Origin of the sequence: Microcoleus sp. Z1_B2 (assembly GCF_036700325.1) — a bacterium.
GTDB lineage: Bacteria > Cyanobacteriota > Cyanobacteriia > Cyanobacteriales > Microcoleaceae > Microcoleus.
Genome location: NZ_JAUBOQ010000005.1, coordinates 84,969 through 101,188 on the forward strand (window position 1 = coordinate 84,969; position 16,220 = coordinate 101,188).

Here is a 16,220-nt window from a genome sequence, read left to right on the forward strand (position 1 = left end):
GTTCACTCCTGACGCACCCTACTAGCCTCGTTACTGGTTTAAATGCTCCACAGCTTAATTCACATTTTGCACCGCTTGTAAATCTAGTTGAACTATGCAAATTCAACCTGAAGGCGATAGTTTTAGTCAACCAATCCGGCTGATTCGGAGTTTGTTGAGAAGGCGCTAGATATCATGACAGAGAGTTATTTTTTTGTTCACAAGAGTAAATATGCTTTAATATATGTCAAAAGGCGCTGCAAAACACGGAATTGAAAAATGTTAGAGTGCGATCGACTGCTCCCAACAATTGAACAGTTAGTAAGGCTCCACTTCGCCAGGGCTGCGGAGTCGGAAATTAACTAGCGGTTGAGGGAAAAATTCGCCAGCCCGCGAGTGAATGCTTGGCTCGATCGTGCAAACAATGCGATCGCCCTAATTCCCGACCGCAATCCCCAAAAGTCGATCGCCCTTACCGCTGGCAAAGATGAAATTCGCACCCTAGAGAATCTAGCACTCATGCAGGCTCTACTCGATAACCACTCAGAGTGCTTCCTATCCTGGATACAGTAGACTTGTTGCCTGAATCAAGTTAACAGAGGTTTGTGCTGCTGACAAAAAGCCCATTATTCTCAAACGCAACATTTGTTCTTGAACACCTGGGTTTTAGCACCTGCTTGTACGTCCGGTGAGGCTGGCCACCACCGCCACTAACTCGGCAGCATCTACGGGTTTGGTCAAATGCATCTGAAAACCTGCTAATAGTGCCTGCTGACGATCGTCATTCCGGGCATAAGCCGTCAGCGCGATCGCGGGTAGCCTACCGCCCCGCAGCGCTTCAAGTTGACGCAGCTTGCGGATCAGGGAGTAGCCATCCTCATCCGGCATCCCAATATCGCTCACTAAAACATCGGGGCTGCGATCAGTTGCGGTTTCGATAATGCTCAAAGCCTCCTTTACCGAAGCCACAGCCATGACATGAGCACCATACTTTTCCAGAATTGTGCTCAGCAACTCTAGGGCGTCAGCCTCGTCCTCTACCACTAAGATTTGTAAGCCTTCAAGGGTGGGCGAGGCCTGAAACCTCCCATTCGCCTCGACGATCGAGTTTAATGGCTCTGGATCGCTCGGTGGTAGATGGATAATCATCACCGGCAGTTTGACTGTAAAAGTCGTCCCCTGTCCTATCCCTGGACTCACTACCGTTACAGTCCCGCCATGTAATTCAACTAATTGACGCACAATGGCTAACCCTAAACCCAACCCCCCATAACTGCGAGTAGTCGTGCTGTCGTGCTGGCTGAAGCGATCGAAGACAAACGGTAGAAAGTCCGAGCTGATGCCTGCTCCAGTGTCGCTGACAGTAATTTCAACATGGGAATTAACCCGCTGCAAACGAATCTGGACTCGCCCGTCTTTAGGGGTAAATTTGAGGGCATTAGAAAGTAGATTCCACACAACTTGCTGCAACCTATCGGCATCACCCAAGAGCGGGCCAGCTTCAGAATCGAGCACGCTTTGCAGGCGAATAGACTTTGCCTCAGCAGCCAATTGTACAGACTCAATCGCCGATTCAATCACCGGCACGAGGTTGACAGGCCGGACTCGGAGGCGCAGTTTACCTGTGATGATGCGAGAAACATCGAGGATGTCTTCGATGAGCTGGGCTTGAGACTTTGCGTTGCGCTCGATCGTCTCCAAAGCCCGCGCCACCTTATCCTCACTCAGGTTTTTTTGCCGTAACATCGTTGACCATCCTAAGATCGCGTTGAGAGGAGTTCTGAGTTCATGAGAAAGAATCGAGAGAAACTCATCCTTGGCACGGTTGGCGGCCTCTGCCTCTGCCCGAATTACTTGTTCACGCTTCAATAATTCGTCTTTGGTGCGATTAGACGCTTCCAGTTGGGCAGTGCGTTCCTGCACCCGTTGCTCTAGCTCCACATTAATCGCCTGGATACGGCGGCGACTATTTTCTAGTTCCTGGTTTGTAAGGGCAAGTTGAGCTGGACTGGGCGTATCGAGTGCCACTGGAATTAAGGGAATCAGTAAAAAAGTGAACGTATAGAAAGACCAAACACCAGTGACAGCTTTGATCAGTCCTGAAACCCAATAAATGGGGTGCCAAAGTGTCACTATTCCCATTAGGTGCGTCGTGCCACATAAGGCAAAAATAAAAAAGAAACCCACCAGCAGCATCACGGTGTGAGCAGGCAGATCCTTACGCTCATTCGTAAAGTAAACAATGGCAAACGCCACCGAGTAATAAGCGAGGGTAGTCAAGGCATCGGACGTTAAGTGCAGCCAGACTAACCCCGGTTTCCAGAGGTAACAATGCCCGTGAGGAATGAAATTACTAGAAAAGAAGGTGCTCAAGAGGTTAGGCATATTAGTTTACGGCACTGTCAAGTTAATTTAGGGGGTGTCATCAATTCAACCCGATGACGGCAGCAACCAGAAGAATCGCACGCCGGAAAGTTCACCGCCTAGGGTGATAGCGCGTCGCGATTCCCTGATACTGCTTCAGCTTGGGAAAAAAGTTCTTAATCAAATGACGGGCTTTGTACAATTGAGCATCGTAAGTTTCCAGGGTCTTGCAATTGCGGCGAGGTGAAATGACGGTGGTCTTCCCCTCGGCATTGAGGCGGTCAATCACGCGCTGATCTGGATCATAGCCCTTGTTAGCCAGCAGTGTATCCGCCACCAGTAATGGCTGCAGTTGGTCGCCTCCTGCTCGCGTCACCAGTTTGTCGGGGGGTGAGGTGAAACTCCAACGGATTGCCCAACGCATCCACGCGATCGCATGAATCTTGTTACTCAATGGCCCTTTACTGCCTCCAATTGCTTCATTCCTAAGCTCCTCAAAAAGCTCAGCAGGAAGATGTTTTTTCAAGTGGGAAAATGCCTGAATTGAAACTAAGTGTACCGCCGGGAAAGAGTGAGTAAATGTGCTTTAATATATGTCAAAATTCGCTCCTAAAAACGAAAATAAAAAATGTTAGAGTTCGATCGCCTGTTCCAAACAATCGAAGAATTAGTAATGCTGCACTCACCCAGCGGTGCGGAATCGGAAATTAACCAGCGGTTGATGGAAAAATTCGCCGCCCTGGGAGTGAATGCTTGGGTCGATCGCGCGGACAATGCGATCGCCCTAATTAAGGGTCGCAATCCCGAAAAGTCGATCGCCATTACCGCCCACAAAGACGAAATTGGCGCCCTAGTTAAAACAATAGGCGAGAGTGGCCGCGTGGAAGTCCGCAGATTGGGCGGCTCGTTTCCTTGGGTTTACGGCGAAGGCGTGGTGGATTTGCTCGGAGACAAGCAAACAATTAGCGGCATTCTCAGCTTCGGTTCCCGCCATGTTTCTCACGAATCTCCTCAGAAAGCTCAGCAGGAAGATGTTTCTTTAAAGTGGGAAAATGCCTGGATTGAAACTAAGTGTACCGCCGAGGAATTAGCCGAGGCCGGAATTCGACCGGGCACGCGGATGGTGGTGGGAAAGCACCGCAAGCGCCCGCTGCGGTTGAAGGACTGGATCGCGAGCTACACTCTGGACAACAAGGCTTCAGTGGCGATTTTGCTGGCTCTGGCGGAATGTTTGAAAGAGCCTGCGGTGAATGTTTATTTGGTCGCGTCGGCGAAGGAGGAGGTTGGGGCGATCGGAGCTTTGTATTTCACCCAGCGCCAGCCGTTGGACGCGCTGATCGCTTTGGAAATTTGCCCTCTGGCGCCGGAATACCCGATTCGTGACGGCGAAAACCCGGTTTTGCTGGTTCAGGACGGCTACGGAGTCTACGATGAAGGATTGAACGCCCAATTGCGCGCAGCCGCCGCAGCAGCCGATGTAGAGGTGCAGTTGGCGGTAATTAGCGGTTTTGGGAGCGATGCTTCGATCGCCATGAAGTTCGGCCACGTAGCCCGCGCCGCTTGTTTGGCTTTCCCCACCCAGAACACCCACGGCTTTGAAATTGCTCATCTCGGGGCGATCGGCAATTGCGCTCGTATCCTCAAAGCCTACTGTGACGTGCTTTGGGACGACTAGAAAAAAAAGTTTCGCAAAGTAGTTGACAGATTGGGAAAGATTAGTTAAGGTAATAAAGGTGCGGAACACAAGCAAACGCAACGACGCGCCCCCATCGTCTAGAGGCCTAGGACACATCCCTTTCACGGATGCGACGGGGATTCGAATTCCCCTGGGGGTATTGAAAATTTAAGTCTGATATCCAAGTGATATCTAGTATGTGGGGTGGGCATTTTGCCCGCCCTTATTGCTATTGGGTCTAACATTAAGTTGATGCGTTCGATCGCACATCTTGGACCATTCTCAAGAACAGGCAAGATGCCTGTTCCACAAAGAGTGAATTTTCTTGTGGAACAGGCATCTTGCCTGTTCATAAACAAGTAATTGAGAATGGTGCAACATCTCAGTTCGATCGCACTTTCCTTAGTTTGCACCATTGCCATTGATATCGAAGTTTTCTATAATGGGAATTTCTGAAGGTGAGGAAGCTACGATTCGCAGGTTTATATCAACTATGATTTGATTTTTCTCAAGAACTACATTTGCTTTTTTTATTATAATTTTTGCCGATAAACAATCGCCTGATTCAGGTTCGGGAGACGGCTGAGTTTTATATCCTGCGTCCTCCAGCCATTCACAAATCTTCCTCCAGTTTTCTACCTTTTCATCGGCTTTACCTACAAGATTTTTCACATATTGGTATAAAGTATTACAGAAGTCAACGGCAATTCCCTTGGGGTTTTTACTGAGCGTTTCGGCAATTTCGGCGGGACTGTAGCCGCAGAGTAGACCCCGTAGATGTTGTTTCTCTGTGGGCGTGAGCCGCTTTCCCTTGGCGGATGCTAGGTCTGTGTAGAGTGTTTCTAAGTCCCAGTCGCGGGCAGCTTCGGGGAAGCGATCGTTAGAGGATGCCATTGCAGGGGATAGGTTTCTGGATTTTTTATAATCAAAGTCTAACACGATTCCTAATGCTTATTAGTTTCTTTGTTAAAGGTAGTTAGGTTAGGATCAGGGAAAGCAGGATCGTGATTAATTTTACACAGGAAATTCCGGGAAGGCTCACTTCTTGCGGGGTACAGTTTTCTGCTGAGCAGAGTTATTAAGCCATCGAAGACTTCAATTACCGAAATATCTAAGTCTAGTCCTTTCAAAGACCTGGCTGATTTGACATCTGTCAGAGCAGCCCTTGACTATCCAGGACATGAATGGAATTTTTAATTAAAAGAGTGAGGTATCGCAAAATGGATAAATTGGTTGGAAAAGCTGCTGCATTGGGATTACCCGCAATCATTCTGCTAATTGTAATGGCAACTACAGGCTTAACAGGTGCGGCTGCAATTACAGCAGCTTTAGCATTGTTAGGTGTCCCACTCGCCGCTGTAGGTGGTCCAGCAGGTATGTTAGGCGGAATAGCACTGCTTGGAATCATCGGTTTAGCTACAGAAACATTGTCTAAGTATGGTCTTGAAGCAGTGCTAATTGGGATTTACAGACAGCGCCTTCAAAACGGAGAATCAAGATCGCGTCTGTGCGGAGAAATTCGGAATTTACCTCTCTCTGGGGAAATGAAACGCAAACTTGAGGAAGATTTGGGCCGTTAATAGATAGGTAGAATTAGGCTTCGCAAACCATCTCTTTTTAAATACGAACAGGATTTACGCACGGGAGCTATCTCTTTGAGAAGAGTAAAACATTTTAGATTAATAAGATACTTGTTTGCTCATTCTCCGTGGGAACCTTAATCGTTACATCGTTACTCGGATTTATGGAGGCAACAAAATGAAGTTTGATTATTCGGATTTTTTTGATTCACTTACACAGACAGGATTACTCATCACTGATGAACAGCGTCAAACAATTACTGAAAAAATCACCCAAGTATTATCCTATGAGCCAAAAATAGGTATTTTTGGTAAAACAGGAGTAGGTAAATCCAGTTTGTGTAATGCTCTTTTTGGTCAAGATATAGCTGCTATTAGCGATATTGAAGCTTGCACGCGAAATCCCCAGGAAATACTATTAAAAATAGGACAGGGTAATTCAAAAGGTATTAAGTTAATTGATGTACCTGGAGTAGGAGAAAGTCAGGAACGAGATAAGGAATACGCACAGCTTTATGCGAAGCTATTACCAGAATTAGACGTTGTGTTATGGCTGCTCAAGGGTGATGATAGAGCATTTACCTCAGATGAAGTTTTTTACAAAAATGTGGTTAAGCCACATCTCGATCAAGGGAAAGTATTTTTTATAGTGGTCAATCAAGTTGACAAAATAGAACCTTTCAGAGAATGGGATGAAAAAAATCACAGACCCGGCCCAAACCAACTGCAAAATATAGAGGCGAAATTATCGGTTGTGTCAAGATTTTTTTCAACACCCGTGTCTAAAATCATTGCTGTTTCTGCGGAAGAGAAATACAATTTAGTTCGCTTAATTGATGAAATCGTCTTTGCGTTACCCAAAGATAAAAAAGTTACATTTGCCAGCAATGTAAAAAAAGAAAATGTTTCAGAACCAACAAAAACCAAAGCAGAAAAAGGATTTTGGGATACTGCTTGGGATATTGTCACAGAAGTTGTTCCAGCAGTAATAGAGTCTATTCCCGTAGTTGGTTCATTCTATAAAGGTGTTAAAAGCATTTTCAAGTGGTTCTTTTAAATCGCTCGCCTCTAAATTATTTCGAGATTATTTATATAAGATGACAACATGGATATAAATGTTAATGTAAGATATGAAGCCTTGCTAGACAATTTGCTGATGAAATACCCATGTTTTTACTTTCTGAAAAGTCAAAATTTGAAACATTCAGATAGAAGAAAATGGCATCTCAAGAGTGAAGACAGGCTAATATACTGCCTTCAGGTCATATTTATTGGCAAAACTGGTTATGGTAAATCTACAACTGTCAATCATATTCTGGGACAAGAGATATTTGAGTCAAGTGATATTGAAAGTTGCACAAGAGAGTGCCAATCTGCTATGTTCCAAATTCATGAAAGCACCGATCTATATTATTTTTCCCTAGCCGATTTACCGGGAATTGGTGAGTCAATAGCTTTAGATAAAAAGTATATTGAATTATATTCCGAATTTTTAGAATTCAGCGATACTGTGGTTTATTTGTTGCGGGCAGATCAAAGAGATTTAGCTGTCGATCAAGAGACATTTAGGCGTTTGTTTGCAACTAAAAAGCAAAGAGATAAAGTAATTATTGCTGTGAATTCAGTTGATAAAATTGAACCTATAAACCGGAGTCAACCATTTAAACCGAGTCAAGCACAGCTAGAAAATGCTAACAAAAAAATGAAAATTATATCTGATTGTTTTGGAATTTCCGAAGATAAAATCTTGTATTATAGTGCAACAGAGGAATATAACTTAGACAGTTTAATGACAGCGATTGCTCAAAATTTGAAAGCACGCATAGACAAGTGGGCATAAAAGGTTAATAAATAATAATCCTGCTTTAATACCCCCTAAATTTCTTAGTCCGCGAAGGCGGACTTTGTTTGTGTAGAAGCGGTTTCAACCGCCGAGTCTCTAAGAAAATTTTAACGCAGATTTATTATAAGGTGCGCCCCAGCGCACCCTAAAGAATTAGATCGCCCCGATTGTCAATTCTGCAACTTCAGCAACGGTTCAATCTGCTGCCGTTGAAACTGCAATTCATCCGCCAAAGGCTGGTAAATTTCCCGATCGCCCGATTCATTGCAATAATCCCACAAACCATTGTAACAGTGCCTGTCGTCATCCCAACCCGGATGGTTAACAATCGGATACAAGCAGATTCCCTCTATCGGAACCCCTGCTTTCATCGCCGCCGCTACCTCAGTGCACACATAATTAAACCAGACAGGTCTAAAATCGTCTTCAGTGCCTGTTTCTGCTATGAATAAGGGGCGGCCGTAGCGCTCAAACACTTCTTGCAGCATTTCGCGAAACGGGCGGTACAGCGGATCGGTGTATTTCATGGGCTCTTCATTGTGAATCCACTGATTGCGATCGTAATAATTCACCCCAATAATATCGAGATATTTTTCCTTACCGCCGAGTTCGGGGCGAAAACGTCCAGCCAACATATCCCAAGCTTGATATTGAGATAAGCGATAACCTTCCGCCGCGTCCCGATCCTCCGGTTTGTCAGGGTCAGCAATAATGTTAATTGTGGGGTCGATTTGAACGATCCGGGTGTTGGGATTGACTTCCCAAACTGATTCTATCGCGGCGATCGAAGCTTTGATTAACTGGATTTTTAGCTCGTCTCCCCGCCCTTTCGCAAACGGATTGATGTAGGCGACATCGCCGCCGGCCCAAGCAATAAATGAAATTTCATTGACAGGTGTTACAAAAGGTGTTTGGTCTGTTTCTTCAGTTAGCACTTCCATAAAAGCGCGCACCATGCTTGCAAACCTGGACACAAATTCGGGGCTGAAAATATCAATATCGTCTGGCCAGCCGTAGTGAAACAAATCCCAAATTACCTGCATTTTCATGTCGCGGGCGGCCCGGATAATTGGCAGGGAACTGGAAAAATCATATTTTCCGGGTGTCTGTTCAATTAAGTGCCAGCGGAGGCCTTCGCGGACTGTGTAAATGCCTTGTTCCTGCAAGCGTTGGTAGTCGGCTGCTGCAAATTTATCGTGACCGGTGGCGGCTGTGACATCGAGGCGTTTTCCCGATCGCAATTTGTGGGTAGAGCACTCAAAACCGCCCATGAAAAAACTTTGAAACATCGTTGTTAAATAGTTGATAGTTGACAGTTGACAGTTGACAGTGAGGTTTTAAGGTTCGTAGTAATGACTTTAGTATCGTAGGGTGCGTCGCCCTCGACTAGCTTCAACTCAAAGCAAAAATCTCAGTAGCGACGCACCAGACTAAACCTTAAGTTACGTCAGACTTATGGCGTTATGGTGCGTCGCTAAGGAATCTTTGTAAATAGCTGAGATTGTCGCAGCGACGCACTCTACTTTTAGTTATGGCGTTATGGTGCGTCGCTAAGGAATCTTTGTAAATAGCTGGGATTGTGGCAGCGACGCACCCTACTTTTACTTAAATACCCTCTTGATTCTTTAGTCTATTTAGCATTGAGTAATAGCTTGCGGCTGTGAACTTTCTTCGGGAATATCCCAGCCGAGAGTTGCCGCCGCGATCGCCTCTAGGGGAAACTTGGGAGTGCGATCGGCATACAGCAAACCGTTAGCTTCTTGGAAAGTATCGGTTAACTGCGTGTAACAAAATCCGCTGAACATTTCCACTCGGTTTACCACCTTCAACAGCGCGCTGTAGCGCCTTTGCAGTTCCTTCGTGTCCGACGCGCGCACGTAGCCCCAAACCCTGTAAAAATCAGGGTTTTCGCGACCGGCGCAGGCGATGCCGCCGAATTCTGTCAGCATCATCGGCTGTCCTTGGTGCGGGTGGCCGTCGAGGGTGAGGACTCGCCCGCCGGGACGCCCGCGATCGAACAAATCGGCTAGCTGGACTTCGGGCCCGTAGCGCTTGGCTAGGGTTTGCGGGTTGTTGTCGTAGTCGTGAATCGCCAGGATGTCGGTATCGATGCTTTCCCAGCCGTCGTTACCGATGACGGGGCGAGTCGGATCGAGGGTTTTGGTCAAGAAATACAGCGCTTGCACGTAGTTGCGGTGGGCTGCGGCTTCGACTAAATTCGGAACTCCCCAGGATTCGTTGAACGGCACCCAGACTACGATACAGGGGTGGCTGCCGTCGCGCTCGATGACTTCCGTCCACTCCCGCGTCAGCCGTTGCACGGCTTTGGGAGTGAAGCGGTAGGCGCTGGGCATTTCTTCCCAAACTAGGATCCCCAGCACGTCAGCCCAGTACAAAAATCGGGGGTCTTCGATTTTTTGGTGCTTGCGGACGCCGTTGAAACCCATTGCTTTGACTAATTCGACATCGTGCCGCAAAGCTTCGTCGGAAGGGGCCGTCATCATGGTGTCGGGCCAGTAACCTTGGTCGAGCACCAGTCGCAAATAGTAGGGGCGGCCGTTTAGCATGAAGCGATCGCGCTGGATGCTAACCGTCCGCATGGCGGTATAAGATTTAACCTCGTCGAGTAGTTTGCCGTCGGCCCACAACTGCACTTGGGCGTTAATTAGCGTCGGTTTTTCGGGACTCCACAGCAATTCGTTACGGTAGTCGTCGATACCAGGGTCGGAGAGGGCGATGCGACGGTGGATTTCGCCGTTGAGGACTTCGTAGGTGTCGTTGACTAGCAGCAAACAGCCGATCGACAGTTTAACTTTAATTTGGATTCCCGACTGGCGATCGCCCGCGACAAACGCTTCAAAACCGATTTCCCAGCGTTCAAACTGGGGAGTCCAGCGGATGCGCTCGATATAAGTGTGAGGCACCAATTCTACCCAGACTGTCTGCCAAATGCCCGTCGTGCGCGGATACCAAATACTGTGGGGCTCTATTTGCCAGTCTTGCTTGCCCCGCGGTTGCTCCAAATCTTGCGGGTCGTCGTGGGCCCAGACTGTCACCCGCTGCATCCCGTTGAGGTTCACAATTGCTGTAATGTCTGCGGTGAAAGGAGTGTGTCCGCCTTCGTGTTCGATGACAAACTGACCGTTCACCCAGACGCGGGCGCGGTAGTCTACGGCCCCAAAGTGGAGGAGAACTCTGCCTTCTGTGTGGGGTACGTCAAATTCGCGTTCGTACCAGCAGTTGGCGTGAAAATTCGTGTCGCCGATCCCGCTTTTTGCCGATTCTGGAGCAAACGGCACTTCTATAGTGTGAGTCCACTCAGAAATATCGATCGGCTGCACGCAGTGGCCCGCGTCATCGTAAGCAAACCTCCACTTACCATTGAGACAAATCCAGTTGCTCCGGCGCAGTTGGGGGCGCGGATAACCTGTTTTGCGTCCTTGAACTGTCACCTTACTATCAAGAGTTGCAGACTCTTCTATCTCGCAATTTTCTAGTTCTCTACCTAACCAACTCATCGGCACATCTACCCAAAGTTATATTTATAGGTTAGCTACAATTACCCCCACTTTGACAAGTTTTTTGCTAATTAATTTGCCAAAGTTCTGCACATTAAAACAGCCTCATCTAAAGGCTGTCTTGTGCTGAAGTCATTAGTCAGAAGAAGGAACAATAAACCAGGAAGATTTTTCCTATCCCCCCTCTCTCCCTCTCCCTCTAGCTAGCAAGACTTGGCAAACCTCCTAACTGTTCAGTTAGCTCACTTGTGAGAGAAAATTCTTCGGCAAACGGCAAACACTGAAATATTTGCTGTAGTCCCGTGAGTTCAAATAGAATTCTAACTTGTTCGCTCATGGCAGAGATCAAAAGTATACACTGGCTGTCTCTCACTAATTTCACGATCGCCACTACAGCCATTAACTCGGAATTTTTCAGGAAATTTATTTTTGAGAAGTCCAGCATCAGAATTTTGCCACCGCTTTCAATGAGGCGCTGTATTTCTTTCTGAAACTGAGCAAACTGAGAAATTTCCAAAACCTCATGAGACAAAACAATTTTAACTAGAACGTTCATTTTTACCTCAATGCTTGTTTGAATTATTAAATAACTTTTGATGAAAACCGAGTAAGGTGCTCTATGAGCACCTTACCTTTTTACCCGTAACTCGCAGCTTCCAGCTACTTACTAGGAGATTTGCCGTTGCCGTTGTTGACAGCAGCGACTTCTAGAGAAGCTGCGGCTGGGCGATGGGCGACTCCATTGGATGAGCTGACATTAGAGGCAGAACCGTTAACATTTTCTACCAATTCAATCATCGGCTTGGTAGTAAGTTGCGTGTAAGTTGTTAGAGCTTGAGCGACTACTTGATCCATGTTGTAATACCTGTAAGTCGCCAGCCTTCCCACGAAAGAAACTCCCGGAGTTGCATCAGCCAAAGCCTTATATTTCTTGTATATTTCGGCATTTTCTGGACGCGGAACCGGGTAGTAAGGGTCTCCCTCAGCTTGGGGATATTCGTAGACAATGCTAGTTTTTAGATGCTCTTGTCCGGTGAGGTATTTAAACTCGGTGCAGCGAGTATATAAATGCTCGTTGGGGTAATTTACCACCGGTGCTTCTTGGTGTACAGGTACGTTCAGTGTTTCGTGCTTAAATTCCAAGGAACGGTAAGGAAGTTTGCCGTAGCAATAATTGAAATAGGAATCGACTGGCCCGGTGTAAATCATTTCCCCGTAAGGAATAAAACCCTCAATCTCCCGGTAGTCGGTATTCAGCATCACCTTGATGTTTGGGTGAGAAAGCATCTTTTCAAACATCCGAGTGTAGCCGTGCAGGGGCATTGCTTGATAGGTATCGGTAAAATAGCGATCGTCCCGGTTAATGCGAGTGGGTACGCGCGCAATCACTGAGTTGTCGAGTTCCGACGGATCCATTCCCCACTGTTTGCGGGTGTAGTTGCGGAAGAATTTCTCGTAAAGTTCGCGGCCGACTTTGCTGACAACGACATCTTCGGAAGTGCGAATATAATCCTTTGGTTCTGCTACTTTCGCGAAGAAATCTTCTACTTCAAATGAGGTGAGATTCAGTCCGTAAAGTTTGTTTACGGTGTTGAGATTGATCGGAATTGGCAGCAGTTGACCGTCAACGCTGGCGAGGACGCGGTGTTCGTAGGGCCGCCACTCGGTGAAGCGCGAAAGATACTCGAAAACAGGGCGCGAATTGGTGTGAAAAATGTGGGGGCCGTATTTGTGTACGAGGATGCCATGATTGTCGTAGTGATCGTATGCGTTACCGCCGATGTGGTTGCGGGTATCAATTATCAGAACTGTTTTTCCGGCTTCATTTGCTAGTCTTTCGGCAATGACGCTACCTGCAAATCCGGCTCCGACGATTAAATAGTCAAACATGGAAACACCTCTGATTGTGGGTAAGGGTAAGGGTAAGAAATAATTGGTAATTGGACATACAGCGAGGAGTGTTGAGTGTTAATTTTTGAATCCGTAACGTGTAACTCTTTAACTTCAACCTCAACATTCCTAACTTAAAACTTTCATCCTGCCTTCAGCTTTCTGCTTTTTATCGTCGATCGCACTTTCGATCAACCCCAGCATTTCGCCCCAGGTATTGTCCCAAGAATTGTCTGCTAAAAAGGCATCTACTTCACTCAGCCACTTGGTGCGAACGTCCGAACTTTCGTTAAGGATTTCTTCGGCACAAGCAACGAATTCTTCCCAATTGCTAGCAATCCGAACCAAGCCGTTTTCTCCGTAGGGCCGCACCACGTCGCGGATAGGAGTAGAAATGACAGGTTTGCCGGCAGCGAGGTATTCTGGAGTTTTCGTCGGACTAATAAACTTAGTCGATTCGTTAATCGCAAAAGGCAGCATGGCGATATCCCATCCGCCAAGATACGCTGGCAATTCTTGATAAGATTTGCCACCGAGATAGTGAATATTGGGGTGAGTTGGCAGAGTTGCCGGGTCGATTTTCACCACCGGGCCAATGATGACTAAATGCCAGTCTGGCTTTGCTTGGGCCATGCCCGCCAGCAGTTCGATATCCATGCGTTCGTCTATGACGCCATAAAACCCCAAACGCGGGTGAGGAATGTCTTTTTGATCCGCCGGTTCTTCTGAAAGGTTCCTGGCTGTCGCAAAGTGTTCTTTTTCGATGCTGCTGGGGAAGGGGTGAATGTTTGGGTGCTGGTGCTGTTTGGCTTCGTAAAGGTTGTGTCCTCCGGTAAATACTACGCTGGCGCGCTTTAATAGTTGGTTTTCATTGGCTTTTAAATCGGGGTGTGCGCCTTTGAATGCTGACAATTCATCCATGCAGTCGTAGACTACAGCTAGCGGCTTTAAGTGGCTTGTGAAGCTGACAGCCATTGGTGTGTAATACCACAGAATGTACTGGCTAATTTCTGCCGCTCGAAACAAATCATCTAGCATGGCTTGCTGAGCAGTTTGTGCTGTTGCTTCGCTGGTTCCTTCGCTCAGGTGCGGTACTATTACCCAGACTCCGCTTTCGTGGATGCTGACATCAAGCCACCAATCTGTAGCTGCGCTAAAAACAGGTTCTTCTACAAAGAATACGCGACGAGTTTTGGCACAACGACTCAAGAGATGTTGCGGACGCTGATAGACAAAATTCCACCGCAAATGAGACAAGCAAACTAAATCTGGTGCTTCTACAGCCTCAGTTTTTGATAAGTTGGCGCGCACTGCGGGCGAGGGAGCGAATTGAGAGGGGGATTTGGCGGGATCTATAGAGGTAAATCGGATCTCCCATGCTCGCTCTTTATTGCTATAATTATTGTTGACTGAGTTTTCTGGGGGCGACATATTAGCCTCTGGAATTTGTCAATGAAAAATTGTCAGTTAAAATTGGTCAAGAGGATATATTTCTCAGCAGGGTCTTACTGAAAGTCGCAAGCATAAATGTGAGAAGTTTTACGAGCAAGCGCCGCATTCAGTGAGCCAAACAAAGAAACTGTTTAGCTGCGGGAAAAACCGGCTTATCTGCTTTTTTCAGAATTGAAACTTTGAGATAAGTTAATATTGTTAGATTTGCTATTGTTGTTAAATGTAACCCAGTTTTTCTGCCATAACTTCTATCTGAAGGATGACTTTTCTCTCAGGAGACACCTAGCTTGCACGCTGGGTTCAAAAGCCTTTAAAATGCCGATCGACCTTGTAAAATGACTCTTAACTGGCAGGTACGGGGTGAAAAAAGAGCGAGTTTTATTGCTTTATTTGAAGATGAGAGAAAATTTGCCATCAAGTTTATGTTGCTTTTTGATTTGACAAACCTTGCTTTTTTTAACTCATCCGATCGCTAACTTGGAAAATTTGTATCCGAATATACAGAAGATTGACCGACATTTCTGACTTCAGATAGATTAACAATTGACAGTTTATAGAGTGGGGGTAAACTCACCGAAGAAAACCTATCTCAACAATAGCAAAGACACCAGGCAACCGCAACGATAAACCTAAGATTTTGCGCGAGTATATGCCAAGAAACCAAGATGATGACATTTGCGCTGTGGGCGTCAGTTTAATCTCGCGCCCACAGCACCAATGTCAATCATCCCTCTAAGGGCGGGTTCGCCGATATCTGCAATCAAACGCCAAATATCCACGTAAACCCGCAACTAGAAAATAGCAGCAACTTTACAGTCGGCGGCTGTCAATTTTGGCCATTCCTCCTCCAAAGGCAAAATCTTGCACCGTCGAACTCTTTAAGAAATCGTGAGGGAAACCCAATTCAATTGCACTTACTTTGTCTAACTGCTGCATTTGTTCGGGGGTTAATTTAAACTCCAAACAAGCCAGATTTTCCTGAAGTTGCGAGAGTTTGCGCGAACCCACAATTGGAATAACTTCGACTGGCTGTTGGATCAGCCAATTTAGGGCTACTTGAGAAGCAGGTTTGCCAATTTCGGCTGCTATTTTGCTAACTTGGTCAGCTATTTTGAGGTCGCGTTCGTTAATTTTTCCCGATTCAGGTGAATTCAGCCGTTTAGCTTCGCTGGCTGTTTCTGAAGTGTTGTATTTTCCTGTTAGCAAACCGCCTGCTAGGGGACTCCAAGCTGTGACGCCAATATCAAAGGCTTTTGCCATAGGGATCAAGTCCCGTTCAGGAGTTCGCTCTTTTAAAGAATACTCGATTTGCAAGCCGATAAATGGTGTCCAACCGCGCAGGTGGGCGATCGTATTTGCTTGAGAAATAATCCAAGCCGGCGTATCGGAAATGCCGATGTAAAGAACTTTGCCGGCGCGTACCAAATCGTCAAAAGCGCGCATTACTTCTTCGACGGGTGTGGTAAAATCCCAAGCGTGCAGCCACAGCAAATCTATGTATTCGACTTGCAATCGCTTCAAACTGGCCTCTACTGCTTGCACCATATTTTTGCGGTGGTTGCCAAAACCATTGATTTCGCCATTCTTCATGTTGAGGCTATACTTAGTGGCAACTACCCATTTTTCGCGATCGGCTGCGATGAACTCACCGACATATTTTTCGCTAGTACCGTTGGTGTAGAGATTCGCGGTATCAATGAAATTGCCGCCCGCTTCTGCAAAGGCGTCGAACATTTTCCGGCTTTCGTCGTAGGAACCGCCCCAACCCCAATCTTCGCCAAAAGTCATGGTTCCGAGGCAGATTTCCGAAACGCGAAGTCCGCTGTGACCTAGTAGTTTGTATCTCATGTCACCCTTCCGCTAGTTAGTGGTTGTTAACAGTTTAGATCGGGATTTCCCAAACTGTTGCCATCAGTCGG

At 46.6% G+C, this 16,220-nt stretch carries 14 protein-coding genes and 1 tRNA gene; 5 read left to right on the forward strand and 10 right to left on the reverse strand.

The genetic code is table 11. From position 1 onward, the window contains the following. Positions 1-341 precede the first annotated feature (341 nt). From QT984_RS04215 to QT984_RS04225, 3 genes are all read right to left on the reverse strand, one after another. Positions 342-500, reverse strand: coding sequence for a hypothetical protein (locus QT984_RS04215; RefSeq protein ID WP_333211215.1), 159 nt, complete (start codon positions 498-500; stop codon positions 342-344). A 145-nt stretch (positions 501-645) separates the two neighbouring features. After that, entirely contained in the window at positions 646-2,364 is a 1,719-nt protein-coding gene (locus tag QT984_RS04220; protein WP_333053720.1) for an ATP-binding protein, read from the reverse strand. Positions 2,365-2,455: 91 nt separating this feature from the next. Next, positions 2,456-2,869, reverse strand: a complete 414-nt coding sequence (locus QT984_RS04225) for a hypothetical protein (RefSeq protein ID WP_333053721.1) — start codon at positions 2,867-2,869, stop codon at positions 2,456-2,458. A gap of 102 nt (positions 2,870-2,971) precedes the next feature. Between QT984_RS04225 and QT984_RS04230 the strand changes: the two genes are divergently transcribed. Together QT984_RS04230 and QT984_RS04235 are read left to right on the forward strand one after the other, a co-directional pair. Further along, entirely contained in the window at positions 2,972-4,018 is a 1,047-nt protein-coding gene (locus QT984_RS04230; RefSeq protein ID WP_333373298.1) for a M42 family peptidase, read from the forward strand. Between the two features lie 87 nt (positions 4,019-4,105). Further along, a tRNA-Glu gene (locus QT984_RS04235) sits at positions 4,106-4,178 on the forward strand. A gap of 242 nt (positions 4,179-4,420) precedes the next feature. Here QT984_RS04235 and QT984_RS04240 read toward each other — a convergent pair. Next, positions 4,421-4,912: a helix-turn-helix domain-containing protein gene (locus QT984_RS04240; RefSeq protein WP_333373301.1), complete on the reverse strand. Its 492-nt coding sequence runs from the start codon at positions 4,910-4,912 to the stop codon at positions 4,421-4,423. 326 nt (positions 4,913-5,238) lie between these two features. On the opposite strand from QT984_RS04240, the gene QT984_RS04245 reads away from it, so the two are divergent. The 3 genes from QT984_RS04245 (at position 5,239) to QT984_RS04255 (ending at position 7,438) form a co-directional block, all read left to right on the forward strand. Continuing rightward, on the forward strand, positions 5,239-5,598 hold the full coding sequence (locus QT984_RS04245; protein WP_333373304.1) for a hypothetical protein: 360 nt from the start codon (positions 5,239-5,241) through the stop codon (positions 5,596-5,598). Positions 5,599-5,776: 178 nt separating this feature from the next. Next, on the forward strand, positions 5,777-6,655 hold the full coding sequence (locus QT984_RS04250) for a GTPase (RefSeq protein ID WP_333373307.1): 879 nt from the start codon (positions 5,777-5,779) through the stop codon (positions 6,653-6,655). Positions 6,656-6,703: 48 nt separating this feature from the next. Then, on the forward strand, positions 6,704-7,438 hold the full coding sequence (locus tag QT984_RS04255; RefSeq protein ID WP_333373311.1) for a GTP-binding protein: 735 nt from the start codon (positions 6,704-6,706) through the stop codon (positions 7,436-7,438). 173 nt (positions 7,439-7,611) lie between these two features. On the opposite strand, the gene QT984_RS04260 is transcribed toward QT984_RS04255, so the two are convergent. From QT984_RS04260 to QT984_RS04285, 6 genes are all read right to left on the reverse strand, one after another. Next, the gene (locus QT984_RS04260) at positions 7,612-8,730 is read right to left on the reverse strand and encodes a beta-glucosidase (RefSeq protein ID WP_333373314.1); all 1,119 of its coding nucleotides are present in this window, start codon (positions 8,728-8,730) and stop codon (positions 7,612-7,614) included. A 345-nt stretch (positions 8,731-9,075) separates the two neighbouring features. Beyond that, a complete protein-coding gene (locus QT984_RS04265; RefSeq protein WP_333373317.1) occupies positions 9,076-10,959 on the reverse strand; it encodes a glycoside hydrolase family 2 TIM barrel-domain containing protein in 1,884 nt (627 codons plus the stop codon). Positions 10,960-11,158: 199 nt separating this feature from the next. Further along, the gene (locus QT984_RS04270) at positions 11,159-11,515 is read right to left on the reverse strand and encodes an STAS domain-containing protein (protein ID WP_333053731.1); all 357 of its coding nucleotides are present in this window, start codon (positions 11,513-11,515) and stop codon (positions 11,159-11,161) included. 104 nt (positions 11,516-11,619) lie between these two features. Then, positions 11,620-12,849, reverse strand: a complete 1,230-nt coding sequence (glf, locus tag QT984_RS04275; RefSeq protein WP_333053733.1) for a UDP-galactopyranose mutase — start codon at positions 12,847-12,849, stop codon at positions 11,620-11,622. A 129-nt stretch (positions 12,850-12,978) separates the two neighbouring features. Then, a complete protein-coding gene (locus QT984_RS04280) occupies positions 12,979-14,280 on the reverse strand; it encodes a glycosyltransferase family 1 protein (RefSeq protein WP_333053735.1) in 1,302 nt (433 codons plus the stop codon). 831 nt (positions 14,281-15,111) lie between these two features. Continuing rightward, positions 15,112-16,149: an aldo/keto reductase gene (locus QT984_RS04285; protein ID WP_333053736.1), complete on the reverse strand. Its 1,038-nt coding sequence runs from the start codon at positions 16,147-16,149 to the stop codon at positions 15,112-15,114. Between the last annotated feature and the right edge of the window lie 71 nt (positions 16,150-16,220).